The 26,026-nt window shown below is 70.1% G+C and carries 23 protein-coding genes; 4 read left to right on the top strand and 19 right to left on the bottom strand.

Features of this window, described 5'->3' with window-relative positions:
* Nucleotides 1-321 precede the first annotated feature (321 nt).
* From ACQPXB_RS22850 to trxB, 6 genes are all read right to left on the bottom strand, one after another.
* Nucleotides 322-1,245, bottom strand: a complete 924-nt coding sequence (locus ACQPXB_RS22850; RefSeq protein WP_432855661.1) for an alpha/beta fold hydrolase — start codon at nt 1,243-1,245, stop codon at nt 322-324.
* A 258-nt stretch (nt 1,246-1,503) separates the two neighbouring features.
* The gene (locus ACQPXB_RS22845) at nt 1,504-1,833 is read right to left on the bottom strand and encodes a hypothetical protein (RefSeq protein WP_432855658.1); all 330 of its coding nucleotides are present in this window, start codon (nt 1,831-1,833) and stop codon (nt 1,504-1,506) included.
* Between the two features lie 44 nt (nt 1,834-1,877).
* Nucleotides 1,878-2,981, bottom strand: coding sequence for a transaldolase (gene tal / locus ACQPXB_RS22840; RefSeq protein WP_432855655.1), 1,104 nt, complete (start codon nt 2,979-2,981; stop codon nt 1,878-1,880).
* 52 nt (nt 2,982-3,033) lie between these two features.
* The gene (gene msrA, locus ACQPXB_RS22835; protein WP_432855652.1) at nt 3,034-3,543 is read right to left on the bottom strand and encodes a peptide-methionine (S)-S-oxide reductase MsrA; all 510 of its coding nucleotides are present in this window, start codon (nt 3,541-3,543) and stop codon (nt 3,034-3,036) included.
* Nucleotides 3,540-3,668: a hypothetical protein gene (locus tag ACQPXB_RS22830; RefSeq protein ID WP_432855649.1), complete on the bottom strand. Its 129-nt coding sequence runs from the start codon at nt 3,666-3,668 to the stop codon at nt 3,540-3,542. Before ACQPXB_RS22830 ends, msrA begins: the two co-directional genes overlap by 4 nt.
* 132 nt (nt 3,669-3,800) lie before the next feature.
* Nucleotides 3,801-4,832: a thioredoxin-disulfide reductase gene (gene trxB / locus ACQPXB_RS22825; protein ID WP_432855646.1), complete on the bottom strand. Its 1,032-nt coding sequence runs from the start codon at nt 4,830-4,832 to the stop codon at nt 3,801-3,803.
* A 282-nt stretch (nt 4,833-5,114) separates the two neighbouring features.
* Here trxB and ACQPXB_RS22820 point away from each other — a divergent pair, with 282 nt between their 5' ends.
* On the top strand, nt 5,115-5,936 hold the full coding sequence (locus ACQPXB_RS22820) for an isocitrate lyase/PEP mutase family protein (RefSeq protein WP_432855643.1): 822 nt from the start codon (nt 5,115-5,117) through the stop codon (nt 5,934-5,936).
* A 124-nt stretch (nt 5,937-6,060) separates the two neighbouring features.
* Here ACQPXB_RS22820 and ACQPXB_RS22815 read toward each other — a convergent pair whose 3' ends face one another.
* Both ACQPXB_RS22815 and ACQPXB_RS22810 read right to left on the bottom strand, forming a co-directional pair.
* Complete coding sequence (locus ACQPXB_RS22815) at nt 6,061-11,022, bottom strand: AAA family ATPase (protein ID WP_432855640.1); 4,962 nt, start codon at nt 11,020-11,022, stop codon at nt 6,061-6,063.
* Between the two features lie 183 nt (nt 11,023-11,205).
* Complete coding sequence (locus ACQPXB_RS22810) at nt 11,206-13,392, bottom strand: alkaline phosphatase family protein (protein WP_386956783.1); 2,187 nt, start codon at nt 13,390-13,392, stop codon at nt 11,206-11,208.
* A 204-nt stretch (nt 13,393-13,596) separates the two neighbouring features.
* On the opposite strand from ACQPXB_RS22810, the gene ACQPXB_RS22805 reads away from it, so the two are divergent.
* Nucleotides 13,597-14,751, top strand: a complete 1,155-nt coding sequence (locus ACQPXB_RS22805; RefSeq protein WP_432855637.1) for an imelysin family protein — start codon at nt 13,597-13,599, stop codon at nt 14,749-14,751.
* A complete protein-coding gene (locus tag ACQPXB_RS22800) occupies nt 14,744-15,898 on the top strand; it encodes a Dyp-type peroxidase (protein WP_432855634.1) in 1,155 nt (384 codons plus the stop codon). The genes ACQPXB_RS22805 and ACQPXB_RS22800 overlap by 8 nt, the downstream gene beginning before the upstream one ends.
* Before the next feature lie 423 nt (nt 15,899-16,321).
* Here ACQPXB_RS22800 and ACQPXB_RS22795 read toward each other — a convergent pair whose 3' ends face one another.
* A complete protein-coding gene (locus ACQPXB_RS22795) occupies nt 16,322-17,524 on the bottom strand; it encodes a LytTR family transcriptional regulator DNA-binding domain-containing protein (protein ID WP_432855631.1) in 1,203 nt (400 codons plus the stop codon).
* 139 nt (nt 17,525-17,663) lie between these two features.
* Between ACQPXB_RS22795 and ACQPXB_RS22790 the strand changes: the two genes are divergently transcribed.
* Nucleotides 17,664-19,001: an acyl-CoA dehydrogenase family protein gene (locus ACQPXB_RS22790; RefSeq protein WP_366589564.1), complete on the top strand. Its 1,338-nt coding sequence runs from the start codon at nt 17,664-17,666 to the stop codon at nt 18,999-19,001.
* Nucleotides 19,002-19,209: 208 nt separating this feature from the next.
* On the opposite strand, the gene ACQPXB_RS22785 is transcribed toward ACQPXB_RS22790, so the two are convergent.
* The 10 genes from ACQPXB_RS22785 to ACQPXB_RS22740 all read right to left on the bottom strand — a co-directional run bounded on the left by ACQPXB_RS22785 (nt 19,210) and on the right by ACQPXB_RS22740 (nt 26,022).
* A complete protein-coding gene (locus tag ACQPXB_RS22785; RefSeq protein WP_432855627.1) occupies nt 19,210-19,644 on the bottom strand; it encodes a hypothetical protein in 435 nt (144 codons plus the stop codon).
* Between the two features lie 506 nt (nt 19,645-20,150).
* On the bottom strand, nt 20,151-20,855 hold the full coding sequence (locus tag ACQPXB_RS22780; protein WP_432855624.1) for a hypothetical protein: 705 nt from the start codon (nt 20,853-20,855) through the stop codon (nt 20,151-20,153).
* Between the two features lie 2 nt (nt 20,856-20,857).
* Nucleotides 20,858-21,067, bottom strand: coding sequence for a hypothetical protein (locus ACQPXB_RS22775; RefSeq protein WP_432855621.1), 210 nt, complete (start codon nt 21,065-21,067; stop codon nt 20,858-20,860).
* 78 nt (nt 21,068-21,145) lie between these two features.
* Entirely contained in the window at nt 21,146-21,805 is a 660-nt protein-coding gene (locus ACQPXB_RS22770; RefSeq protein WP_432855618.1) for a hypothetical protein, read from the bottom strand.
* Nucleotides 21,806-22,240: 435 nt separating this feature from the next.
* On the bottom strand, nt 22,241-22,573 hold the full coding sequence (locus ACQPXB_RS22765) for a hypothetical protein (RefSeq protein ID WP_432855615.1): 333 nt from the start codon (nt 22,571-22,573) through the stop codon (nt 22,241-22,243).
* 13 nt (nt 22,574-22,586) lie between these two features.
* A complete protein-coding gene (locus tag ACQPXB_RS22760; RefSeq protein ID WP_386956498.1) occupies nt 22,587-23,282 on the bottom strand; it encodes an SDR family NAD(P)-dependent oxidoreductase in 696 nt (231 codons plus the stop codon).
* A complete protein-coding gene (locus ACQPXB_RS22755; protein WP_432855611.1) occupies nt 23,279-23,818 on the bottom strand; it encodes an SDR family oxidoreductase in 540 nt (179 codons plus the stop codon). The genes ACQPXB_RS22760 and ACQPXB_RS22755 overlap by 4 nt, the downstream gene beginning before the upstream one ends.
* Nucleotides 23,819-24,065: 247 nt before the next feature.
* Nucleotides 24,066-24,788 (bottom strand): SDR family NAD(P)-dependent oxidoreductase, encoded by a 723-nt coding sequence (locus ACQPXB_RS22750; protein WP_432855608.1) that lies wholly within the window; start codon nt 24,786-24,788, stop codon nt 24,066-24,068.
* A complete protein-coding gene (locus tag ACQPXB_RS22745) occupies nt 24,785-25,162 on the bottom strand; it encodes a hypothetical protein (RefSeq protein WP_432855605.1) in 378 nt (125 codons plus the stop codon). Before ACQPXB_RS22745 ends, ACQPXB_RS22750 begins: the two co-directional genes overlap by 4 nt.
* The gene (locus ACQPXB_RS22740) at nt 25,159-26,022 is read right to left on the bottom strand and encodes a sugar phosphate isomerase/epimerase family protein (RefSeq protein ID WP_386956509.1); all 864 of its coding nucleotides are present in this window, start codon (nt 26,020-26,022) and stop codon (nt 25,159-25,161) included. Before ACQPXB_RS22740 ends, ACQPXB_RS22745 begins: the two co-directional genes overlap by 4 nt.
* Between the last annotated feature and the right edge of the window lie 4 nt (nt 26,023-26,026).

Here is a 26,026-nt window from a genome sequence, read left to right as displayed (position 1 = left end):
GTGGCGTCACCTCACCACGCCCCTCTGACGAACATCTTCGAATTCTTCTTGCCATGTTCCGTGACTACTTTCCCGACAACTCGAAATCGAGCACAAGTTCCGACGGCGGATCCGTACAGTTACGTTCCTAACAAGAGAGGACTAAAAAGTCCACAAGTACCCACCCCGACGAGGTGAGACGCGCAATCCGCACAGCCCAGACGGGCAGAGATCTCTCCTGCAGCTGTCGTTTCACGCTGCCGACCGCTCCCGCACCGAGGTGACAACGGTGCGGACTCCCTCGAGGCGACTCACCATCGAGGACTGCCTGTCTCCGACGGGTCAGATCCGCTTCAGGTGTTCCCGGATCTTGGCGGCGACGAGGTCCGGACGCTCCTCGGGGAGATGATGTCCCGCGCCATCGACCACTTCGACGCGCAAGTCGACCCCGTGCGGCGTGGCGTCACCCGGCATTGCCGGTGGCGTGAACAGGTCGGCTCTGCCGGCGAGCAAGAGCGCGGGCGGCCGAAGCCTGCGGGTTTCCGGGTGTCGGAGCATCGGGATGAACTCGTGGTAGGCGACCTGGTACATGTGCTGCTCGCCGGCGCGCGCGATGTCGGGTTGGCGGAGCACGTCCACGTACGCGGCGACGGCGTCGGCCGGCATCGACGCCCGGTCGGTGACACCGAGACGCAGCCAGGCACGGGTGAAGAACGGGATGTGCGCCAGGACAAAGCGGCCGAGCAGAGGTGTCTCGACAAACGGTGTCCACAGATATCGCCAGGCGTTGCGGACGACCCGTCGGACATCGACGTAAGGGTGGAGCTCGTTCAACGCGACGACGTGGGTGACGCGGTCCGGATCGTCGAGCGCGAGCTGGAAGGCGACGGCAGCACCACGGTCGTGCCCGACGAGCACGATCCGGTCCAGCCCCAAAGCGTCGAGCAGCGCCCGCGTGTCGTCGACGAGGTCGGCCGTGCGATAGCCGCTCCTCGGCGCGTCCGACCATCCGGATCCGCGCAAGTCAACCGCGATGACCCGGTGCGAGTCGCTGAGGAGAGGCATGGCGTGCCGCCACATGTACCAATGCTTCGCCCAGCCGTGCAGCAGGAGGAGGGGAGATCCCGCGCCTGCCTCCGCGACGTGCATGCGCAGCCGGCCCGTGTCGATGTAACGGTGGCGGACGCCGGGGACCTTCAGCGATTCGGGGAGAGCCCGGGCCGTCGTGCCGGCCACTTTGGACAATCCGCGCTCTTGCGCGTTCATTCGTGTCCCCTGCCGGCCGGGTCCGCGACCGCAACCCGGTCGCCGGTGCCGGAGACGAACGCGACCGATCCCAGAGCCGTCCGCCTCTGTCCGCCACCACGCACCGCGGAGGGCGACGGACGATCGGCTGGCGCCATGATGATCATGCCTCCGACTTTACAAGGCAAGCTGCGATCACGCCTCCGGCTCCACGAAGGCAGTCCAAAGTGGGACCAGTTGCGCTCGACAAATGGGGCCAGTCGCCGCGCCGTCCGCACGTCAGGCGTAGCGTCCGGAGAACTGTGAACCGTCTCCGCAGTGGGTGAAGCGCAGGCCGACGATCGAGCCGTCCTCGACCATCCAGTGCAGGTCGTAGGAGGCGCGGTAGCTGGGCGGCCAGAACGAGGCGAAGCGGCCATCGGCGTCGACGTACCAGTCGCCGTGGGTGGAGTGGCCCCGATCGACGTAGGTGGTCGCGCCGTCGTGGTCGAAGAGTTGTTCGGCGCCGTTGTCGTAAACGATCCGCCCGGCAGTCAACGCTGCCAGCAAGTTCTTCGTGGCCACCTGGTCGCCGTCGGCAGGACTGAGTGACTCCAGTGATCGAGGCAACGGGATTCCTTTCGGGACTGATGCGGGTGCGAAAGCGTTGGCGTTCAGGCGAGAAGCGCACCGACCGCGGTGTGGAGGGTGCGCCAGCTGGCTGCGAAGTTGGCGACGCCCTGCCTCTCGAGCGTGTCGTACACCTCGTCGAGGTCAACGCCCGCGGCGGCGACGGCCGCCATGTCCGCTGCCGCCTCCTTGCTGCGCCCGACGACCTGATCGCCGGAGACCTCGCCGTGATCGGCGAACGCCGAGAGCGTCGCGGGTGGCATCGTGGAAACGGTTCCGGGCGTGATGAGACCGGTGACGTACTTGGTGTCCGGAAAGGACGCGTCCTTGACACCCGTGGATGCCCACAGCAGTCGCTGTGGGCGGGCGCCCTCGGCGGCCAGGCTCTGCCATCGCGAGGATTCCCAGACACCTGACAAGGCCTCGTGAGCGAGCCGGGCATTGGCCAGGGCTGCGCGGCCGCGCGGCTCCGGGACACCCATGGCATCGAGGCGCCGGTCGACCTCGGTGTCCACTCTGGACACGAACAGAGAGGACACGGAATGGATCGACGCGAGATCGTGGCCGTTCTCACGGGCCTGTTCGAGGCCCTCGACGTATGCCTCGCCGATCTCGGCGCACCGCTGCGCCGAGAAGACCAGGGTCACGTTCACGTTCACGCCGGCGGCGAGGGCACCGGTGACAGCTCGGACGCCGGCGCGGGTGGCGGGGATCTTCACCATGAGGTTCGGCCGGTCGACGAGCTCCCAGAGCTGGACCGCCTCGGCGATCGTCGCGCCGGTCTCGCCGGCGAGCTCGGGACTCACCTCCAGCGACACCCTGCCGTCGATGCCGCCGGTCTGCTCCCAGACCGGACGGAGCACGTTCGCCGCGTGCTGAACGTCCCAGATCGTCAGCGCCCGAACGGCCTCGGCGACGTCGATCCCGTTCCTGGCCAAGCGATCCAGCTGCGCGGCGTAGCGGCTGCTCCGGGTGATGGCGTTGGCGAAGATCGTCGGGTTCGTGGTGACGCCGACGACTGAACGACTTCGCACGAGGTGTTCGAATTCGCCGTTCTCCAGGATGTCGCGGGAGAGCTCATCCAGCCAGATCGACACGCCCGCCGCGCTGAGCTCGCGGAGCCGATCGCCGTCTTCGCTTACGTCCACTTCGTTTCCTCCGTTGCGTGCCTCGTTCCAAGGCTGAACTCGCGGACGGGGATCACGAAGCCGTGGCCCGCTTGGGCAGCTTCCACCCGGGGCGGGGGAAGTGGCAGGTGTAGCCGTTCGGGTACTTCTGGAGGTAGTCCTGGTGCTCGGGCTCGGCCTCCCAGAAGTCACCGGCCGGGGTGACCTCGGTGACGACCTTGCCGGGCCAGAGGCCGGAGGCCTCGACGTCGGCGATGGTGTCCTCGGCGACCTTCTTCTGCTCGTCGTTCGTGAAGTAGATCGCGGAGCGGTAGCTCATCCCGATGTCGTTGCCCTGCCGGTTCTTCGTCGTGGGGTCGTGGACCTGGAAGAAGAACTCGAGCAGGTTCCGGAAATCCGTCTGCGCCGGGTCGTAGAGGACCTCGATGGCCTCGGCGTGGGTGCCGTGGTTGCGGTAGGTCGCGTTCGGGGTGTCGCCGCCGCTGTAGCCGACGCGCGTGGACACGACGCCGCTCTGGTGGCGGAACAGCTCCTCCATACCCCAGAAACATCCGCCGGCGAGGATCGCCTTCTCGGTGGTCACGTCGTCTCCCTACTTGTCGGTGTCGTCGGTGTCGGTGAAAAGGGCACGGAAGTCGTCGAAGACGTGGCCGAGGTGGCGGTCACCGCGTCCACGCCGCCGTCGTCCTCGTCGGCGTCGTCACTCATGTCCGACCCTCCTTGGGACTTTGACGATGTGCGGCGGCGCGGGACGGATTCTTACCGCGTGTTCGGCACGACCTTGGCGGGCCAAAGGGGGTCGGGGGTACCGATACACGGCCGGCTCACGGTCTCGGAAAGTCAGTGGGTGCCGGCGCCGTAGCCGCCGCCGACCAGCTCGGACGCCTCGTGGGCGTTCTCGTCGCCATGCTCCGCCAGCCATCGTTCCGCGTCGATGGCCGCGCTGCACCCGGAACCCGCCGCCGTGATGGCCTGCCGGTAGGTGCGGTCCACCAGGTCACCGGCCGCGAACACACCGGGCACGTTCGTGTAGGACGTGCGCCCCTGCGTCACCACGTAACCCTCCTCGTCCAGGTCGACCTGGCCGCGCACCAGAGCGCTGCGCGGGTCGTGCCCGATCGCGACGAAGAAACCGGTGACATCCAGCGTCTTCTCGGCGCCGGTCTTGGTGTCGGTGACCTTCAGGCCCTTGACGGTGCCCTCGCCCTCCACCCCGGTGATCTGCGAGTTCAGCTGCCACTTGATCTTGTCGTTCGCCCGGGCCCGCTCCAGCATGATCTTGGACGCGCGGAACTCGTCACGCCGGTGCACGATCGTGACCGACTTGGCGAACTTCGTCAGGAAGGTCGCCTCCTCCATCGCCGAGTCACCACCACCGGCCACGGCGATGTCGTGATCACGGAAGAAGAAACCGTCACACGTCGCACAGGCCGACACACCACGGCCGAGCAGATCCTGCTCACCGGGCACGTTCAGGTAGCGCGCCGCAGCGCCCATCGCGAGGATGACCGCGCGCGCGGCATACCGAACGCCGTTCGCGACCACGTACTTCACGTCGCCCGCCAGCTCCAGCGACTCGACGTCCTCCGCCCGCAGCTCAGCACCGAAACGCTCGGCCTGCTTGCGCATCTCTTCCATCAGGTCCGGGCCCTGGATGCCGTCGCGGAAGCCCGGGAAGTTCTCGACCTCCGTGGTCGTCATCAGCGCACCACCGAACTGCGTGCCCTCGAACACCAACGGTTCGAGCTGCGCGCGAGCCGCATACACCGCAGCCGTGTAACCGGCCGGACCCGACCCGACGATGATCACGTCCCTGATTTCCTCGGCAGCCGCCTTGCCTGCGGAGTTCAGCCGCCCGTTCGACTCGGCCATGTGCCCCTCTCCCCTGTGCTGGTTTCCTGGTGGCGTCAGCCGACGGCCGGTTCTTACCGCCGGCTGACGACACCCACCCGGATTGACCCGAACCAGCGGCAGATCCTCATCCGCCTGCACCAAGGCCCCACGCGGTAGAGTCCGCAAGCAAGTCGCGTCCGCGCGCCGCCCGAAACGGCAACCGCTCCCCTGCACCCGCGAGCGGCCGGCCGCGGATCCGCATCGGCGTGACCGCGGATATCCCTCGGCCATTTCGCCCGCTTGGGAAGGAACAGCTCGGCCATGTCTGACAACGCAGCCCCGACACGCTACGAGCAGTTCGCCGAACTCCATCGTGGCCCCGACACCTTCATCATGCCCAATGCATGGGACGTGCCGTCGGCCCTGCTGTTCGCGGAGGCCGGGTTCAAGTCCATCGCGACCTCTTCAGCGGCGTTCGCCGCGACGCTGGGCCGGCTTGACGGCATCCACGCCATCGGCCGTGACACGCATCTGGACCATGCCGCCCTGCTCACGTCCGTGAGCGGCCTGCCGATCAACGGCGACTTCGAAGACGGTTACGGCGAGACTCCCGAAGATGTCCGGACCACTGTCGAAGCCGCCATCGCCTGCGGTCTGGCCGGCATCGGCATCGAGGACACCACCGGTGACCCCGCCAACCCGATTCGTGACTTCGACGACGCGGTTCGCCGCATCGAGGCCGCCGCCGCGGCTGCGCGTGGACGGATCGTCCTGACCGGCCGTACGGACAACTTCCTGTGGGGGATCTCCGACTTCGAGGACACCATCCGCCGCCTCACGGCCTTCGCGGAAGCAGGAGCTGACGTCCTCTACGCGCCGAACCTGCCGGACACGGCCTCGATCAGCGCAGTTGTCAAGGCTGTCGCACCCAAGCCGGTCAACGTCCTCGTCAGCCCCCAGGGCACGGCTACCCTCGCGGAACTCCGGACGATCGGCGTCCGCCGGATCAGCCTCGGGGTTGATCCGTACACGCACGCCCTCGGAGCCACGAAGGCGGCTGCGGCGAAGCTCGCGGACGGAGACCTCACGGCGCTCGCAACGGATCTCACCTTCGGCCACATCATCGACCTCATCAAGCGCTGACGCGGGAGTCGGTGGCCTGGCCCGGCAGCGGCGGAAGACTCAACTCGGTGGACAGCGCCGGGTTGAGCGCGACGCTGTGGTCCGCGTCGTCGGAGCCGGCACACGAAACCGCGGTGACTCCCGCTCAGCTCGGGCCCACGACGGCGCGCCGCAGGGAGAACTCGGCCAGAACGGCCGTGCCCGCACCGGCTGCCGTCTGCAGCCAGAGCCGGCCGCCGAGCGCCTCCACCCGGTCCTTGAGCCCGACCAAGCCGGAGCCGCCGGCGAAGTCGGCGCCGCCACGACCGTCGTCGCGTACCCGGACCCGCAGCGCCCGGCCGGAGTCGACGATCTCGACCTCGACGTGGACGGTCGATGCGTGCGCGTGCTTGACCACGTTGGTCAGCGCCTCGGAAACGACGTAGTAGGCGGCGGTCTCGACCGGCTCGGGCAGACGCCGGTCGACCTCTACGGCCAGCTCGACCGGGACCGCGCAGCGGCGGGCGAGTCCCTTGAGCGCCGGGCGGAGGCCGCCCTCGGCGAGGATCGCCGGATGGATGCCGCGGGCGAAGTCGCGCAGCTCGTCCAGGGCGGTGACGGCTTCGGCCTCGAGAGCCTCGAGCTCCTCCCCCAGCGCGCCTGACTCGGGCGGAACGTCCGCTCGGGCGATGCGCGCGCGCATGGCGAGCGTGATCAGACGTTGCTGGGCACCATCGTGCAGGTCCCGCTCGATCCGCCGACGGGCCTGGTCGGCGGCGGTGGCGATACGCGCGCGCGAGGCGATGAGGTCGGAGTAGAGCTGGGCATTGTCGAGGGAGACGGCGAGCTGCGCGGCGATGAGCCTGACCGCGTCGAGCCGTTCCGTGGCGAACGCGGCGCGCATGAGACGGTTTTCCAGCAACAGCACCGTCCGCAGCTCGCCGCGGCCGAGGATGGGCATGGCCAGCAACGAACAGGCGTCCAGACCGGCGAGGTACGGGTCACGGGCGAAGCGGTCATCGCGGGTGGCGTCGTCGACGATCAGGATCTCGGCCGTCCGCTGGACGTAGCGCACTGCCGACATCGGCAGGTCGCGTTCCTGCGGTCCCCCGGCCGTGGCGGTGTCCGTGGTGCGGTTCGGCGCCGGCAGCAGCCAGTCGTGGCGGTCCTCGTCCCACAACAACAGGTGCACGCTGGTGGCGCCGGTCATCGCGCTGAGCACTTCGACGACGCGGGTGTGCAAGCGTTCGATGTCGGTCTCCGAGCTGAGCGCCTGCGACGCGGCGAGGATGCCGAGCAGGTCGAGCGTGCCGGTCGTGACCGCCGAGGACGGCCGGAGATCATCGGTACCCCGGCCGTCGCCGGACTCGCCGGTCGTGACTGTTCCCTGCCGTGAGGTGGGGTATGCGCAGTCCAGCTGGGCGACCTTCGCTGTCGCGCCCCATGCCGCGTAGTACTGCCGCGCTCGGGCGAGCAGGTCGCGCCCCGCCTCCTCCAAGCCCTGCGCGAGATGGAAGCGGGCGGTGCGTTCCGTGATGAGGGCGCGGTGCCACGGGCGCTGCCGGCCGGCGACCTCGCGCCGGGCGGTGTCGAACGCGAGGGCTCCGGCGCGGAAGTCGCCGACCGCCCAGGCCCGCTCCGCCTCCAGCAACCGCTGCAGGTGCCGGAAGTTGTCCGGCGCGTCCGCGGCGCGGGCGGCCAGCCAGCTCGTCACCTCGTCCAGTTCCGACAGCAGACCGCCACGCTCGGCACCCGGGCCGGCGCGGGCCTGCTCGGCGAGGGCCAGGCCGCGCAGCACGCGGGCCACGGCGGTGGGGTACAGGCCCGCCACAGCCGGCAGCAGCGGCATCGCCGCCGCGGTGTGCCGCGCCAGCCCGTCCGGATCGCCGAACACGGCGGCGACGAGCGCGTGGCTGAGATGCGCGTGGAAGAGCGGCATCGGGTTGCTGGCGTACCTGTCGGTGGGGACCACCTCGGCGGTGGTGGCGACGCTTTCGCCACGCAGTACACCGGCCAGCCACTGGTAGCTGTCGAGCCACTCGCCGGTCTGTTCGTTGCCGGTACGCCGCACGAAGGCCAGCCCCGCCTCCACCTCGGCCACGAGGACGTCCAGCGACGGCGCGCAGTCCAGCAGGTAGTGCGCGGTCGGGTGGTAGGTGTAGCCGGCGTTGGCCAGGTCGCCGGCCGCGATCAGCCCCTCGCAGGCCCGCTCCGCGGCTTGGACACCGTTCTCGATCGGCTCGAACCAGCAGCTGAGCAGAGCAAACCGGCGGCGGCATTCGGAGGTGCCGGGCTCGTAGCCGCGGGCTTCGCCCAACGCCAGGACCCGGCGCACCGCCCGGTATCCGGCGGCGTAGCGGGCGCGCCGCGCCACGGCGGCGACGGCGGCGGCGCTGACCGGTCCGATGAGGGTGGGGCCAGGGCCGTGCTCGAGCCAGATCCGCAGCGATTCCAGGCCCAGCCAGGCGCCCGTGGCGTCGCCGCCGGCGAAGTAGGCGGCCGGTTGGACCGCGTCGATCAGCCGGGTCGCGGCCAGCAGTGCGGGCTCGGCGAGGACGGGCCGAGCCAGATCGTCGGCGGCGTCGGTGCGGTCCAGCCACTGGTTCAGGCGGTCGAACTGACGGTCGAGCTCGGCGGCGAGCCGGTCGGCCACGGGCACGGTGATGCCGAGCTCACGCAGCACCTCGATGCCGAGTCCGATCGCATCGGCGAACCGGTTCTGGTGGGTCAGGCTGCTCACCTGCACCGCCGTCGCGGCCGCGCGGTCCAACGCGCTGGGGCCCAGCGCTTCGATCGCGCGGTACTCCTCGTCCGCGTCATCGAGGCGCCCCAGGCCGTAGAGGGCGGCGTGGCGGCCGGTGTGCACCGCGATCAGCGTGTCGGTCTCACCCGGGCCGATCAACCGCAGCGCGGCGGCCAGCAGTGCGTTCACCAGCGCGTGATCCCCGATCAACGCGGCCTGGTCCGCGGCACGCCGCAGCAGGCCCACCACCCGGCGCCGCTCGCCGGCATCGTCGATCCCGTCGACGACCGGCAGGTACTGCTCGGCGGCGACGGCGGACAACTCCGGCACCTCGGCCAGCCGCCGGGCGGTGGCCAGTTGCAGGGTGCGTCGCCGCTCCGGGTCGAGCCCGCGCAGGATCGCCTCGCGGAGCCGGTCGTGGCGGAACCGCACCGCCTCATGGGCACCGGGCTCCATGACGAGAAGTCCTTCGGCGAGGGCCGGCGCGAGCATCGATTGCACCTCGGCCGCCGGGTCGCCGGTCGCGATCTGCAACAGGCTCAGCTCGGCTCGGAAACCCAGACAGGCCATCGCCTCCACCAGCCGCCAGGACCGCGGCGGCACGGTCTCGATGCGTGCCCCCGGCAGCTCGCCCGCCCTTGACCGGCCCAGATGTGCTCGCACCGTCGCCGTGTCCCACCGCCATCCCGTGGCGGTCGCGGTGAGCACGCCGTCGCGGCGCAGCGCGTTGAGCAGTTCCACGGCCTCGTACGGGTTGCCGGACGTGTGCGGCGCGATCACCTCGGCCAAACCGGCCACCACGGCCGGGGCAGCGTGCACCATCTCGGCGACCATGGTGACGAGGCTCGGGACGGGCAGGTTGTCCAATCGCAGGTTCCGCACTCCGGCCCGGTCACGCCATCGGGCCAGCGGCGCCGCCAGCGGATGCGCCGCGTCCACGGCCTCGTCGCGGTAGGCGCCCACCAGCAGCAGACCCCCGACCGGTTCCTCGTCGAGCATCATGTCGACGAGGCCGAGCGCGACGCGCCCGGCCCACTGCAGGTCGTCGAGGAACAGCACCACCGGGCGTTCCCGCGACGCGACCGCCCGCAGCGCCTGCACGCCCATCCGCTGCGCCCGGTTCTGCGCGGTCAGCGGATCCCCGGGTTCGGGCGCCACCGCCAGCAGCGCGGCGAACTCCGGCACCACGGCGGTCAGCAGCCCGGCGTTCGGGCCGAGCGCGGCCAGGATCCGCGCGCGGACCTCGGCCAGCTCAGCCTCCGGCTCGGCCAGGAGCAACCGGCCCAGCGCCCGAAACGCCTGGTGGACGCCGTTGAACTCCAGGTCGCGCCGGTACTGGTCGAACTTGCCGGCCACGAACCAGCCGCCCCGGCCGGCCACCGGCGGCCGCAGCTCGTCGACCAGCGCGGTCTTGCCCACCCCGGGTGTCCCGCCGACCAGTACCGCCCGGCACCGGCCCGCCTGCGCGTTCTCGAACGCCGCCCGCAGGATCGCCACCTCGTCGTCGCGGCCCACCAGCCGCGGCGGCAGGAGCCGCGGCGGGACATCGTGCTCGCCGACGCGGACCGAAGCCGCCGCCGGACGCACCTGAACGCCCGGCACCCGCTCCAGGTCGTGCACCACGCCGTCGGCGGTCTGATAGCGGTGGTCCGGTTCCTTCTCCAGCAGGTGCAGGATGATCTCCGACAGCGGCCCCGGTACGGCCGGGTTCACCTTCGCCGGCGGCGCCGGCACCCGCGCCAGGTGATCGTGGGTGAGGCGCAGCGGGTCCCCGGTGCCGAACGGCGGCTCCCCCGTTGCCAGCTCGTACAGCGTCGCGCCCAGCGCGTAGAGGTCGGAACGCTGGTCCACCGGCCGGCCGGTGCGCCCGGTCTGCTCCGGCGCCAGATAAGCCAACGTCCCCACGATCTGCGTGTGGTGGATGAACTCCGGGCGGATCTTGGCGAACGAGGTCGCCAACGCGAAATCGACCAGGCACGGGACACCGTCGCCGGAGATCACGATGTTGGCCGGGGTGATGTCACCGTGCATCACACCCCGCCCGTGCATCCCCGCCACGGCCCGGGCCAACCCCACCGCCAGCCCGATCAGGACATCACCCGGCAGCGGCTTGGCCAGCCCCGCCAGGCCGGTGCCCGCCACGTCCACCAGCACGATGGACCCCGGATACCGAGGGGCCTCCAGCTGCGCCACCCCCGCGACATCGCGCAGCCGCTCCAACATCGCACGCTCATGCCGTAGCCGGCGCTCGGCGTCCGGACCCAGCGGCTCCTTCCGGATGACCGTGCGCCCGGCCAGGAACAGCCGGCTCACGCGCGTCCGGTCGCTCTCGTGCAGCACCTCGACCTGCGGCTCTCGGCCCGGCAGCACCCCGCCTTCCCCCATCCGACACCTCCACGCACGGACGGCTTCCCCTCACCCTGTGCCTACACCTGTTCGAGGGCAAAGGCGACCACCCGCGCGACGTCGGAGGTTGTGGAACCGGGGTGTCGCCGGATCGCGAACGTGCCCGCGTTCCGGTGGGAACGCGGGCACATCGCGACTAGCTCGACACAACCGGCGTAAGGCTCACTTCTCCGCGGCGCGACCGGCGAACCGCTGCATGAAGTCGGCAGACTCCTTCGCGGTGATGATCACGTCGTAGTAGCCGTCCTCGGTCGGCCAGGTGACGACGCTGTGCTTGCCGGCGGGCACCTGGATGGTCGTCTTCTTCCCGGCGAAGTCGTTCGCGGTCAGCGTGTAGGTCACCGACCGGCGGCCGTCGGCGGACAGCGTGAACTCGACGGTCGCGTCGGCCGACTTGCCCCGGCCGTCCGACCGCGTGCTCCCCTTGACCAGCCGGACGTCGACCCGCGGCTGGGCCGAGGTCCGGTCGCTGGCCGGGACGACGGTGCCGGCGAAGGACCGGATGAAGTGGTCGGGCCCGTAGAAGGTGAACGCGTACTTGCCGTTCGTCGCCTTGGTGTCCCAGGTGTACGACTTCGACCGGTGGTTGCCGGCCGTGAGGGGCAGCGCGTCCTGGCCGATGCCGAGCGGCTCGGCGCCGGCGAGGGCGGGGACGTACTTGTCGGCCAGCCCGACCAGGTTGACCGCCTTGCCGCTGGGGCCGCCTTCGACGGTGAAGGTCGCGGTCGCGGTCCCGGTGCTGTGGTTCTCGACGAGGACGCCGTTGGGCTGGAACGACAGCGGGCTGCGCTTCGCCTTGCCGGTGATCGGCTGGGTCGGCATGACCTGTGCACCGACGGCCGGCTGGGGCACGGCCGGCAGGCCGGCGTCGACGACGACCGACTTGAGCAGGTCGGCCGGCTTCGGCAGCTTCGGGAACGACGTGTCGAAGTTGCCGAAGTCGATCGCCGAGAGCAGGTTGCCGGAGACGCTGCGCCGCCAGTCGTTGATGTTCTGGCAGATCGCCGGCTTGCCGAGGCTCTTGGTCCACTCCTCGATCAGCTGGATCGTCGAGGTGTGGTCGAAGACCTCGGAGTTGACGAAGCCACCACGGGTCCACGGCGAGACCAGCACGAACGGCACACGACCGCCCATGCCGGGCTTGATGCCGGGCGCACGCTCGCCGGCCGTGCCGGTCTCCGGGATCGGCGGCACGACGTGGTCGAAGAAGCCGCCTTCACCGATGCGGTTCGCGTGGTCGGGCTCGTCGTAGTTCAGGATGATCAGCGTCGACTCCCACAGTTCGGGGTTGTCGTGCACCGCCTGGATCACCCGGTCGGTGTAGACCGCGCCGTTGTTCGGAGCGTACGTGGGGTGTTCGGTCCACGCCGCGGGCGCGACGACCCAGGACACCTCGGGGAGATTGCCCGTCTCGCAGTCGGAGATGAAGTCCCGCAGCACGTAGTCGAGGTTGGAGGTGTCGTTCTTGATGCCGGCGGGCTGCGCGGTGTGGGCGTGCACCACGCCGCCGCGGGCGAGCAGGCCCTTGCGGGGGTGGGTGTTCTCCGGGGTCGCGTTCTTCGGGTCGAACGCCGCGAACGAACGGACGGTGTTGTCGGTGTAGTCGCCGAGGAAGTTGTCGTCGGTGTCGTTGTTGACGTAGATCTGCCAGCTGACACCGGCGTCCTGCAGCGTTTCCGGGTAGGTCTTGAACTTGTAGGCGTAGCCGTAGTCACCGTTGTTGTTCACGACCGGGCCGCCCTGGGTGCCCGCGGCGTCGTTGGTGCCGGCCCACATCATGATGCGGTTCGGGCTGGTGCTGGTGTCCAGCGAGCAGAAGTAGTGGTCGCCGATGGTGTAAGCCTTGGCGATCGCGTGGTGCCACGGCACATCGGCTTCCTTGAAGTACCGGTTGCGCGCGCTGGTGTTCTGCGCGTTGTACTTCAGGCTGTCGGCGTGGTACGGCAGCAGGTAACCCTCGGCACGGCTGTTGGGGTCGTAGTAGATCGTCTGGCCGTTCTGCCAGGTCAGCACCTGCTTGTCACCGAAGCCGCGCGCGCCGGCCAGGTCGAGGGTGCCGAAGTAGTGGTCGAACGACCGGTTCTCCTGCATCAGGATCACGATGTGCTTCAGGTCTTTGATCGTGCCGGTGCGGTGCCGGTTCTGCGCCGAGCTCGAGCCGGACTTGCCGCCCTGTGCGGCGTCGGCCACGGCGGCGTCGGCCGGTGCGGCCTCGGCCGGGACGGCCGACAGCCCGCCGGCGGCGACCGCGGCGCCGGCCGCGCCCGCGGCCTGGATCAGTCGGCGCCGGCTGATCCGGTTGCGCTCCGTGGTCGCTCTGTCCGCGGATGCCGAATCGTTGTCAGACATGGGTTTAGTACCTGACCTCTCGTGGTGGGGAGTCCCGCAAAGTCAACTGCCGCGGGTCTCGGCGCCGCGAGAATCAGGTTATGAACGTTCCGGAAAGTCTCAGGACGACCGCCATCTCAACCTGCCCGGCCGGTCACGCGCTGTTCACCGGTGCGTCATGGGCATCATCGAATGCGTTCACGACCGACACCCAGGCTGGGCTCGATGAGCAGCAGGACGGCCTCGGCCACACCAACCCTGCCGTCGAGCCGGCCGCAGCCCATCGTGCTGATCGTCGGCTCGCCCTACGGCATCGACGACTGGCTGGGCGGACCGGCCGGGCGGTACGACTTCGTCTTCGTCAACAACGAGGGCGCCGGCGCGGAGATCTACCTCGAGGACCCCGAGACCGAGCGGATCTACGTCGAGGTCGAGCACTTCGGCCGCGGCGTCACCCGCGCGGTCACGGCATCGGTGCCGCCCGGAACCTACCGCTGGGTCTGCATCACCGACTACACGATCAAGTACAGCCGGCCGGTCGTCGTCACCGGTGACCCGCTGCCCTACGACGTGCACGGGATCATCCCCGTCACGGGGCTCGACCTGCGCATCCCGATCAACGCCTACGTCGGCTGGATCACCGGGCAGCTGCCCGCGCTCACCCGGCAGGTCAGCCGGCTGCGCGGCGACCTGCAAGCCGGCGATGCGGCAGCTGCCAAAGCCGACTGGCTGATCGCGCACCTCACCTACGAGACGCTGGGCGGCGCCTACCGGGCCTACGACGAGACCGGTGACGAGATCAATGGCGACCCGCCGCGCGGCGTCGTCCCCGCCCGCCTCGCGGACGCGGACTTCACCGGCTTCCGCAAGATCGAGGCGATGCTGTGGCACGACCGGCCGGCGGCGACGATCGTGCCCCACGCCGAGGCGCTGCTCGAGGCGATCGGGCAGCTCGCCGACGAGCTGGCGCTGCCGAACGCGATCACGCCGATCGACATGGGCCGTCGCGCGCACGAGATCCTCGAGGATGCCCTGCAATGGGACCTGAACGGGATCGGCGACGCCGGCAGCCAGACCGAGCTGGCGACCGTGGACGCGAACCTCACCGGCGTCTGGCACGCTCTGGATCCGCTGCGGCCGATCCTGCGCAAGCAGAACCCGTACCTGGACCAGACCGACGAGCAGCTGCGGGTCACCCAGCAGCTGGTCCGCAGCCACCACCACGCCGACGGCTGGGCCGGGTTGGCGTCGCTGACCGTCCGGCAGCGCGCCGCGGTCAACGCGGCAGTCCAGCACAGCGTCGAATTGCTCTCCCACACCGCGGTCGTCATCGATCCGCGCAACGCCACCCGCGACCGAGGCCCGATCACCCATGACTGACCACGACATCGCCGTTCCGTTCGAAGGTGCCCACCAGGCCGGCATCCTCGAGCCTCCGCAGCGCGCGGCGGTCGTCGCCGCGTTCCTCGTGACCGCGGCCGACCGGCCGGCGCTGCGGCGGATGTTCCAGACGCTGACGGCGACCATCCGCTACCTGGTCGCCGGCGGCGACGCACCGGCCGGCCGCGGCAGCGACGACGGACTCGTGTCGACCCCGTACGAGAACGGCGTGCTCGGCCCGGGCACGATGCCCGACGGTCTCACCGTCACGGTCAGTGTCGGTGCGAGCCTGTTCGACGACCGGTTCGGTCTCGCCGGCGTCAAACCGGCCCGGCTGCGCGCGATGGACGAGTTCCCGAACGACGCCCTCGACCCCGAGCGCTGCGACGGCGACCTGCTGCTGCAGATCTGCGCCGATCACCGCGACACCGTGCTGCACGCGCTGCGCATCCTGATGCGCGCCACCCGGGCCGACCTGCAGGTGCTGTGGCAGATGGAGGGCTTCACCAGTCCCCCGCGGCCGAGCGGGACGCCCCGCAACCTGTTCGGCTTCAAGGACGGCACAGCCAACAAGGAGATCCTCGACCGCGCCGATCTCGTCGATCAGCTGGTGTGGACCCAGGCCGGCGGCGACGAACCGGCCTGGGTGACCGGTGGTTCGTACCACGTGGTGCGCCTGATCCGCATGTTCGTGGAGTTCTGGGACCGCATCTCGATCAACGAGCAGCAACGGATCTTCGGCCGCGACCGCAACACCGGCGGACCGCTGTCCGGCCGGCGCGAACGAGTGCCCGGCGAGGAGGAGTTCCAGATCCCCAGCTACCACCGGGATGCGCACGGCAACACGGTGCCGCTGAACGCGCACATCCGCCTCGCCAACCCCCACGACGGCACAGCCGACGACCGCCGGATGCTGCGCCGCGCCTTCAACTACAGCGCCGGCATCGAGCCCAACGGCCAGCTCGACATGGGCATGATCTTCATCTGCTTCAACGCCGACCTCGACCAGCAGTTCGTCGCCGTCCAGACGCTCCTCATCGACGAACCCCTGGTCGACTACATCTCCCCCTTCGGCGGCGGCTACTTCTTCGCCCTACCCGGCGTCTGCGATGCCGACGACTGGCTGGGCCGCGGCATGCTCGACTGAACTGTCGGCCGCGCGTTCCGGGGCACGTCGGAGGTGAAACTCTGCTCGCCGCGCTGACACTTCCGGCTCGGCGTTCGACCGCTGGATCGGCCACTCCTCTCGCCTACCGAAGGCTGACTCGCCCGCCGCCGACTGATCGCAACGCCGTGCGCGAAACTTCGCCTAGTTCGCCAACCTCCTTTCCGCGTACTGAGCTACAGCCATCAGGCCCTCTTCGTCGAACTCAACAAATACACTCGACCCTGAAATACTCCACCAATACTCACCGGAAACGAACGGCTCAGACCTCACCGTCACTTCACCACCAACTTCAGCCCCATCCACAAATTCCGTCCGAGTAAAATTCGGCATCCGAAGCCGGTTCGAGTCGGGGCAGCTGCAAATCCGAGAACCGGCGACAGTTGACAGGCGACCTCACCAGGTTCACAGGCCGAGTGCACGCCGGACCTCGGCCAGATGCCGTCGCGACACCGCGACGGTCTCGCGGTCGGGCCCGTCCAGGACGAGCGCGAAGCCGCCGTGGAAGGTCGGGGCGATTTCGCGCACCCGGTGCAGGTTCACCACGCAGTGGCGGTGCACCCGCAGGAATCCGTGTGGTGCCAGCCGCGTCTCCAGCCGGTTCAGGGTGTGGTTCAGTGCCCGCAACCGGCCCCGGTCGGTCAGCAGCCATACGGTTTTGCCCTCGGCCTGCGCGACCCGGATCTCCGCCGGGGCCATGAGCAGGATGTGCCCACCGTGGATGCCGGCGAGCCGCAACACCGGCGCGGGGGCAGGCTCGGTCGCCGGCGGTGAGTCCGTTCTGGTGGTGAGGAGCGTGCCGATGAGCTGCCCGTCGTGCTGGATGGGCTGGACGGTGATCGGGCACCCGTCCTCCGCGCACGCGGCCAGCCGCAGCGCGCCGGCACGCGCGCGGGAGCCCAGCACGGCGTGCCCGACCTCGTTCGCTGCCACAAGCCGCCCGCGCCGGTCGATGACCGCCAGCGGTCCGGCGTCGTCGGCCTGCGGCCGCAGCGATCCGGCCAGCTCGGTGAGCACGTCGTCGCGCCGGCGACGCAGGCCATGACCCAGTTCCTGGGCGCAACAGGCCAGCCGCGCGATCGCGAGCGCCGTCAGCGGACGGCGATGCACCAGGAACGCGAGCACCGCGCAGGGCCGGGGCCGGTCGGGGTCGGCCACCGCGACGCCCGCCCCGGACCAGTCGGCCAGGTCACCGCGCCAGTGCTCCGCGCCGGTCACCTGGGCGTGTCCGTCGAGCAGCGCAGTGCCGAGGGCATTGGTACCGCGGCTGTTCTCCGACCAGTCGTGCCCGGGCGCGAGCTGGTGCGCATCGGCGAGCGCGACGGCGGAACGGCTCCCGAACACCGCGACGACCCGCCCGTCGCCGGCCGCGACCGCCACCACCCCCTCGGTCCGGGTGAGGTCGGCCGCCAGCGAGCGGGCGGCCGACACCACGGTGCGCGGCGCCGCGGCAACCGAGCCGGGAGACGGGTCGGGCGGCGGCGTGTCGGGGGCGATGCCGTAGACCTCGCGGCAGCGCTGCCAGGACGCCTGGATCGCCGGCCGGATCGCGGCGGTGCCGTTCGCTCCGGGTTCGTGGCCGCCGGCCCCGGCCCACTGACCGTCCATGCCGACCTCCTCGCGTTCGGGCGGCCCCCTGAACAGACTAGGACCGACGTGGCCGGCCGGGATAGCGTCCGCGTGCTCCTCGCCCGGGCAGCTCGACGATTCCGGCCGATCCGACGACCCGATGCAGGGAGGTTTCGTCATGGCCATCGACTTCACCCTCACCCCGGAACAACGGGAACTCCAGGCGAGCACCCGCGCCTTCGCCCGCGACGTACTTGCGCCGGTGGTCCGTGCGGCCGACGCCGAGACGGACCCGTTGCGCGCCTTCCAGATGACCAAGGACGCCTATGTGCAGGCCTACCGCGCCGGCATCGCGTTCTGCATGCTGCCCACTCAGTACGGTGGCGGCGGAGTGTCCAATGTGGACCTCATCCTGGCCGCCGAGGAGGTGTGCGCCGTGGACCCGGGGTTCGCCTGCACCATCCTGGTGAACGGGCTGGGCCTGATGCCCGTCTGGTACTGGGGCAGTGAGGAGCAGAAGGAGCGCTTCCTGCGCGCGGCCACCTCGGACCCGACCGGCGAATACATCGTCGGCTACGCGGTGAGCGAGCCGGCCGGAAGCCCCGGCGGCACGGCGAACTTCGACGCACCCGATGCCTCACCCGTCGGGATCGGTGTCACCGCCACGCTCGACGGCGACCACTACGTGCTCAACGGCCGCAAGTACTGGCCGTGCAACGTCGCGGGCTGGGACGGGCAGGGGGCCAACGCGAGCATCGTCGTGGTGCGCACCGACCCGTCGAAGGGCGGCACCGAGGGGCTTTCGGCGATCATGATCGAACGCGGCACCCCCGGCGTCAGCTACAACCTCATCAGCAAGATGGGGCATCGGCTCACCCCCAACGCCGAGATCGTCTTCACCGACGCCCGGGTTCCCGCGAACAACCTCGTCGAGGGCACCCGCGGCAACGGCGATCTGCTGATCAATCGCAACTTCGCCTGGTCGGGGCCGGTGGCCGGGATCGCAGCGGTCGGTGTGGCCCGGACCGCCTACGAATCCGCCCTCGAGTGGGCGCGGACCTACACCGCCGGTGGACCGAGCCCGATCATCAACCACCAGAACGTCGGTTATGTGCTCGGGGACGTCGCGGCGCGGATCGAGATGTGCCGCTGCTTCTGCTGGAAGACCGCGCACTTCCTGGACCAGCACGACTACCACGGCGAGCTGATCGGCGCGATGTGCAAGATCCAATGCACGGAGCTGATGTTCGACGCGGTCTACAAGTGCATGCAGGTCGTGGGCGTGAACAGCCTGGACAAACAGCACGAGTTCGAGAAGCTGCTGCGCGAGGCCGCGGTGCTGCCGCTCTACGACGCCGGCAACTTCGGCATGCAGCGCCGTCGCGTCCACGGCGTGCTCGCCAGCCCGGACTACAACCCGCGGGCTCTGATGGACGACGAGTTCGTGCCCTTCACGAAGTTCATGGAGACCATCGACACGGTCCCCACCTACCAGGAGACCCCGCTTCCCGTGTGACGGGCGAGCGCTCGGGTGCGCCCCTCACCGGACGCGCCCGGGCGCTGGGCGCCGGCCTGGCGGGACCGGTACTCGGCTCCACGCAGGTTCAAACGCTTGCAGCGGGACGACGAGCGGTTCGTCGGGCCGAACTCGTCGTCGCGATCGTGGTGAGCCTCACGGCGTTCGCGCTCGTTGTTCGTCGACGCCCGAGCCGGCACGGCAACGCTCAAGTCCGCCGTCGTCGCACCGCCGTGAACGCGAACAGCCCGGCGAGGAGCCACAGGAAACCCGCCCCGGCCCAGCCCGTGGCATCGGGCGGATCCATCGCCATGCCCGCCGTGGCCAGCAGCGCGATCACGCCGACCACCGCCGCCACGACGAAAAGGATCCTCGACGCGCGTTTCTGCGGTGTCGTGGGTGGCCGTGGCGCCGGAGACGGGATCTCCCGCGGCTGACGCGGCGCCTGCGGGAGTGTCCGATGTGGACCGACCGCCGCGTCGATCGTCGCGGTCACCGCCGGGGACAGGCCGGCGAACAGCGTCGGCTCGACCTGGACCGTCCGGCCGTCGGTGCCGATGAGGCGGCGGCCACCGTCGGGCCAGGCGAGCATGGCCGCGCAGGAGGTGAAGTGAACCGTCGAGACGCCTTCCGGAGTCTGCACGCTGCAGCCGTCGGGCCGACGACCAGGTGTGTATCCGCCTGGTTGTGAGCCCGGAATCGGTTTCCCGCGACCGCGGCCGGCGAGAACCGCGGCACCGCCGCGTATCCGGCCCAGTCCGCCGATCGGCCGTGCGGAGCCCGCAGCAGCACCGACGCGCATGCTTCCAGAGCGACTGCGTGGACCTTCGCGACGTCGACCGCACGCAGCTCGGCGATCCGGTCCTCCGCGGGCGGGAGAGGCGAACCGGAAAGCAGCGCGGCTGCGTGATCGGGTAGCCGCGCCACGTCCGCGTCTTCGCCGTAGAGCGCGGATTCGGCCTGCGTGCGGACCGTTTCGACGTCGCGCGGGTCGATCCGGCCGACCTTGAACTGGGCCAGGACGTCGACGACGCCGCCGAGCACCGCGGCCTGCTTGTCCGGCAAGGCGTCGGCCAGCCCGAGGATCTCCGCGAAGCCGTCGCCCCGGACCTGGTACGACGTCGTCACCTGGTAGGAATAGCCGCCCTCCTACCGCAGCGCGCGGAACAGCTCCCGCTCGAGGACCTTCGCGAAGACCTGGGAAGCAGCTCCCTGGCGTACCACCGCGCTGAAGGCGACACTGCCGTCGCCGTGGGCGAAGTACGCGGGACCTGCGGCCAGGGTCGCGGGCCGAGGAGGCACCGGGCGCCGGACGCCCGAGGGGAGCGGCAGCCGCAACCCGTCGGGCACGTTCTCGCCTGCCACCCACAGCGCCGCGTTCTCGCGGGTGAACCACGTGCGTGCCCAGTGGGCGACCTCCGCGGGGCCCAGGCGGGGGACGCCGAGCTCGAGAAAGTCGGTCAGCCCGTATCCCTGCGCTCCGTAGCGGTGCCGGAACAGCAGGCCGGCCCCGCCGCGCCGGGCCTCCTCGGTACGCAGGATCGACTTCTCGGTCTCCAGCCGGTCCATCGGAAGATCGCTCAGCGACGCGCAGACGCCGGCGAGGAACGCGACGACTTCGGACTCCGCACCGTTCATTTCGAAGTACGTGTGGTCGGAACCCGTCGCGCCGCCGAAGTGGTGCTCCCCCAGTCCGAACCGATGCAACGCGAGATGCTCGACCAGGTGCGTGATGCCGGCCGTCGCGAGCGTCTCGTCGGCCCGGCCGACCCGGAAGACCAGGCCGGCGGTCAGCGGGCCGGATCTCTTGGCCGCCACGGCGGGGACTCCGTCGACCTCGAAGGTGGACAGCATGATCAGCCTTTCGCGAGGGCGCGGTTGCGGTGCTGCGCGAGCGCGGCAGCCGGGTCGGGGAAGAAGTGCCAGGGGGCTTTGCTCGCGCGTCCGTCGAGCGCGCGGAAGTGCACGGTGGCGCGAGGCAGATCGCCGATCAAGCTGAACGCCATGGCGAACGTGCTGTGCGCGGAGACCCAGCCGAACCGCGAACGGTAGGCGGGGTGCAGCACCGACGCCGACGCTGCGGCGGTGATCTCCTCCCGGACTCCGGGCTGCTGAAGGTGGTCACGGCCCGCCTTGGGGCCGAGCTACAGCCAGCGCTCCAGGTGCAGCTCGGCGACGAGGACACCTTGGGGATCGCCGGGCCGCGCGGCCGCCGTGCATTCGCGGACGAAGGTGTGCGCGGCTTCCCAGGAGCCGCCCCACTTCGGGCACAGCTGCTGGAGCAGGTTGCGCTGGGCGGCCAGGAAACCGGGGTGGTGGGCGGCCAGCCGGTCATAACGGCGCCGCGTCTCGCTCTGGCCGAGTTCGAGCCCAAGCGAGGTGGTCAGCCGCAGCCACCAAGCCAGCTCGTTCTCCGGTTCGCGGGCGGTCACGTCGATCAGCAGCCGCTCGGCCCGCCGCAGGTGCTCGTGCATCCCGGCGAACTGCTCGCGGCTCACCCCGGCTGCCCGCCCGCTGCCTCGGACGTTCCACGCCTGCTCGATGAGCTGGGCTGCGAGCAGCAACCGGGCCTGCTCGGAGCGGGGTTCACGCTCGATCACGGCGCGCAGCATCGCCTCGGCCGCCGGCACCGACATGGTGATGTTCACGCCGAAGCTGCGCTCGTCCGGGGCGGTGAACTGGGTGAAAAAGCCCGAAACGGTCGGCCAGTCGCCCGCTTGCGCCGCGGACCGCAGCACGCCTGCCTCCGGATAGGCGGCCGCCGGGTCGAAGACCAGCGCCGGCGCAGTGCGGGTGGAGGTCATGGGAAGTCCTTTGCCAACGGGGAAGGAGAGGGCGCCGAACTGTACTTCGTCCCGCCGCCCCGACCGAAAGGTGGCAGCGGCTAACGCGATTTCCTTCCCTGGCCGGGAATTCACCGGTTCGTCGTGTTCCCGGTTGCCTTCCCGCAAACGGACTGGGTGGACCGACCCGCGCGGCATCGTGGGTTATCGAAGTCCTTCGGGTGCTGATGCCACAACTGGCGCGGGTCCGAGCTCGCACAGGTCTGCCGGTGCGGCTTGACGTTGTTCGGCGCGGCACGTGAAGGCCTGTCCACGCACGACCCCGATCAGCCCGCTCTCGCCGGGGAGACGTTCGTCGACCTGATCTGAAAGGCACGCCGTCGACGGCAAAATGCCACCCGATCGGTCGCGGGGTGGTGCACAGTGCGGCACCGTTTTCCGGAAACGCGGACAGCGTCACCGCGTCCCGGGAAACGCGGTGACGACAGCCCGCAGCAAGGGCAATTCCGTCTGGTAACGCGCTTCCAGCTCGGCGCTCGGCGTGCCTGTGGTGCCCGGCGCGGCGGCCAGCACGGCCAACCAGACGTCCGCCACCGTCGCACAGGAAACCGGCCGCCGGCCCGGGAGCGTGACGGTGAAGCCGTCTGCGTGGCCGGCGACGCGGATGCGGTTTGCGGCGGCAGCGCACAACGCGTCGAGCAGCTGCCCGGCGATCAGGTTGCCACGGGTGCTGCGGCCGGCCGGGAACACCGGGTCGGGGACGACCGTCCGGCCGCAGGCTCCGCACATCTTCGACTCCCTTTCAGGGCATCACGTCGCCGGAGTTGGGGCCCAGTGTCTGGCCGACGAACAGGTTCCCACCCGGATCACTCGCCAGAAGCACGGCAGCCGGGGCGACTTCCTCGGGTGTGCCGAAGCGGCCGAGGGGCAGTTCGGCGCGCTTCGCCACCTTCCACGCTTCGGAGATGCCGTCCACCAACGGGGTTTCGATGGGACCGGGGGCGATGGCGTTGACGAGGACGTTGTCCGCCGCGACCTCCAGCGCCACCGCCTTGGTGAAGCCGAGGACCCCGGCCTTGGCCGCGCTGTAGTGGCCGAGCCCGGTGCCGCCTTTGAGTCCCAGCTGCGACGAGACGTTGACGACCCTGCCCCACCGTTGCGCCCGCATCGGTTTCAGCACCTCGCGGCAGCACAGGAACACCCCGGTCAGGTCGACCGCGATGGTTTCGTTCCACAGCGCCAGATCCATGTCCTCGACCGGCGACTCGGTGAGCAGCCCGGCCGAGTTCACGAGCACGTCGACCGTCCCGAACTCCTTGCGTACCAGCGAGAACGCCGCACGCACACTGTCCTCGTCGGACACGTCCACGGCGATCCCGCCGGGACCGGGCGTCCGGTCGAGCACGGCCACGCGGTCGCCCTCGGCCCGGAACGCCGCCGCGATCGCCCGGCCGATGCCGCTCGCGCCGCCGGTGACCACGACGGTGCGGGCGGTCACGCGCGCATCCGGACGGTCAGGCCGCCGTCGACGACGATGGCCTGACCGGTCACGTAGTTCGCGGCCGGCGAGGTGAGGAAGCCGATCACGTCGGCGACCTCCTCCGGCCGGCCGACGCGGCCCCACGGGATGTCGCCGCCGGCTCGCGCGAGCCCGTCCGGGCCGAGCGAGTTGACCGGGTCGAGCGACTGCGGCGTCTCGATCAGGCCGGGGATCACCGCGTTGGCGCGGATCTGCCGGGGTCCGAGCTCGACCGCGACGCTGCGCACCAGGCCCAGGACTCCGGCCTTGGCCGCGGCGTAGTGGGCGTGTTCCTCCCAGCCGTAGACGCCGCCGGCGATGGACGACACCGCCACCATCGCGCCGCCCTCGGTCATGCGGGTGGAGCCGGCGCGCAGGGTGCGCAGCACGCCCGTCAGGTCGACGTCGAGCATGTCGTGCCAGCGCTGGTCCGACAGGTCGGCCAGCGCCGCGTTGCGCAGGATGCCCGCGTTGGCGACCGCATAGTCCAGCCGGCCGAACTCGGTGCAGCGCACATACGAACAGCCGCGGCAATCGCGCGCCGGAAAGGAGCGGGGCGAAGCGGCGCACCAGGTGGGCGCGGGCCTGATCTTCGGTTATCTCGCTGCCCGCCGTGCCGCGAGATGACCGCTCGAGGTCACGCCCGCGGCCGCGCGGTCGGCTCCCGGATCTTCAAGTGCGACGGGAGCGAAAGGTCCAGCGGCTGATCACCTGATCATCAGCTCGCACGCGGAGGCATTGGCAGCGAACGGCGGCTCGCTTCTACCAGACGACTTCGCCCCCGCTCTCGGCGAGGATCGTCGGGCGGGGGCCGTCCGCGGTGGCCAGGTAGACGGCGGCCGCTGCGGTTTCGTGCGGGGTGGCGAAGCGGCCGACCGGGATGCTGCGCTGCCGCAGCGCAGCGAATTCTTCGGCGGTAGCGGTGCCTTGGGCTCTGGCGAACTGATCGTGCACGGCGGTCAGCAGCGGGCTCTCGGTGCAGCCTGCGCAGAGGGCGTGGTACGTGATGCCCGCGTCGCCCGCTTGGCCGGCAAGGTGACGGATCCAGCCGACCACCGCGAACTTCGACGCACTGTACGCGGCGTTGTCGGGTTCCCCGACCAGGCCCGCCTGCGAGGCGACGGCGACAAACCGCCCACGGCAGCGGCGCAGGGCGGGGAGAGTCACCTCGAGCAAAGCGAGCAAGGATTCGAAGTTGATCCGCATGACGCGTTCGGTGAAGGCCCGCGTGAGGTCGGCCAGCGGAGCGGATCCGGGGACGCCGTGGGCGGCGATCACGCCGGCCAAACCGCCGGCCGAGGCTTCGCGGACCGCGTTCTGTCCTTCGGCGGTAAGGAGATCGCCGCCGATCCAGTGCACGGTGCCGTCATTGGACGGAGTGCGGATGCTGCGTCCGTGTGCGATGACAGTCTCGGATCGGGCCTGTAACTCGGCGACGATCGCCGAGCCGATGGCGCCCGTCGCACCGGTCACCAGGTACGTCATCGGGGCCTCCGCAGGTCGATCGTCGCGCCGGTGACGTAGCCGGAACCGGAGCCGGCGAGGAAGTCCAGCGTCGGCTGCAGATCCATTTCGGATTCCGCATCGCAGACCACACTGTTGATGCGGATCCGCGCACCCAGCTCGCGCGCGAGCGACTGCGCGATGCCTCGCATCGCTTCGACAAGGGCGTTTTGGCCGGCGTGGCTTCCGGATTGCGTGGTCACCAAGGCGACTCTGAGCGGTCCGGCTTGCTCGTCGTGATCGGCCAGCAACTCCTGCAGAACGTTGAACGTCTCGACGATCTCACTTGTCACCGTCGCACCTTCGGTCGAGACGGTGACGACGTGCAGCGACCGCGCCGGGGAGCGGACCTTCATCGAGCCGAAGCCAGGAGCTTCGCCGCCGCCGCCGCGGCCTGTGTGGTCGCGGTGCGCACGTCGAGCGTCCGGTGATCAAGCGACATCATCTCCACGCCCCACGGACCGCTGAATCCGAGTCGCCGCAAGGACTTCACGAAGGACGCCACATCGAAGTCCCCCTCGCCGCAATAGAGCCGATTGTCGAACGTGTCCTCGAACAAGGTTCCGGTCACCTGCTGGTACCCGTCGTTGATCTCGGCGGCGAAGACGTACTCCGGCGGCAGGATGCGCTCCATGTCCTCATAGGACATCGCACTCCGGTAGATGTGCCAGATGTCGACAAGCAGACCACCGGCCGGGTGCGCGACATCGCGGACGAGCCCCGCGGCCGGCTCGATCGTCGTCATCATCGAGAAAGCAGCGGGTTCCAAGGCGATCCGCGTGCCCGCCGCGGCGGCGGCTTGCGCCAGCGCGGCGAACTCTTCGCGCAGCCGGTCGGGGCCGACCGTGTCACCGGGTTGCCCCGCACCGGCCTTGATGTGAGAGGCGCCCAGCGCTTCGGCGGCGTGCAGGAGATCGGCGCGTACGGCCTCCGATCGCTCACGCCGTTCCCCCGAGCACCACCAGTCGTCGATGTACTCGACTTCGACGGTCGTGATGCCGTGCTGTTCGAACTCTCGAGCGAGCGCCGGAAACCCGATGCTCTCGCGCACCGCGACCAGGTCGGTGTGCGTGATCCCGAACCCGCTGAACCCCGCTTCGGCGGCGGCCGCGACCCGGTCCCGGATGTCGAACGGGCTCAAGTCTCCGTTGCGCTGCGGCATGACGTCGCCCGCGGAGGTCCAGCACGTGCTGAGCAAGGCATCGGGGTGCGGCATCAGG

The sequence above is a fragment of the Amycolatopsis sp. CA-161197 genome (assembly GCF_050942255.1).
GTDB lineage: Bacteria > Actinomycetota > Actinomycetes > Mycobacteriales > Pseudonocardiaceae > Amycolatopsis.
The sequence above is the reverse complement of the archived record's forward strand: the minus strand, read 5'-3'. Positions and strand labels throughout refer to the sequence as shown.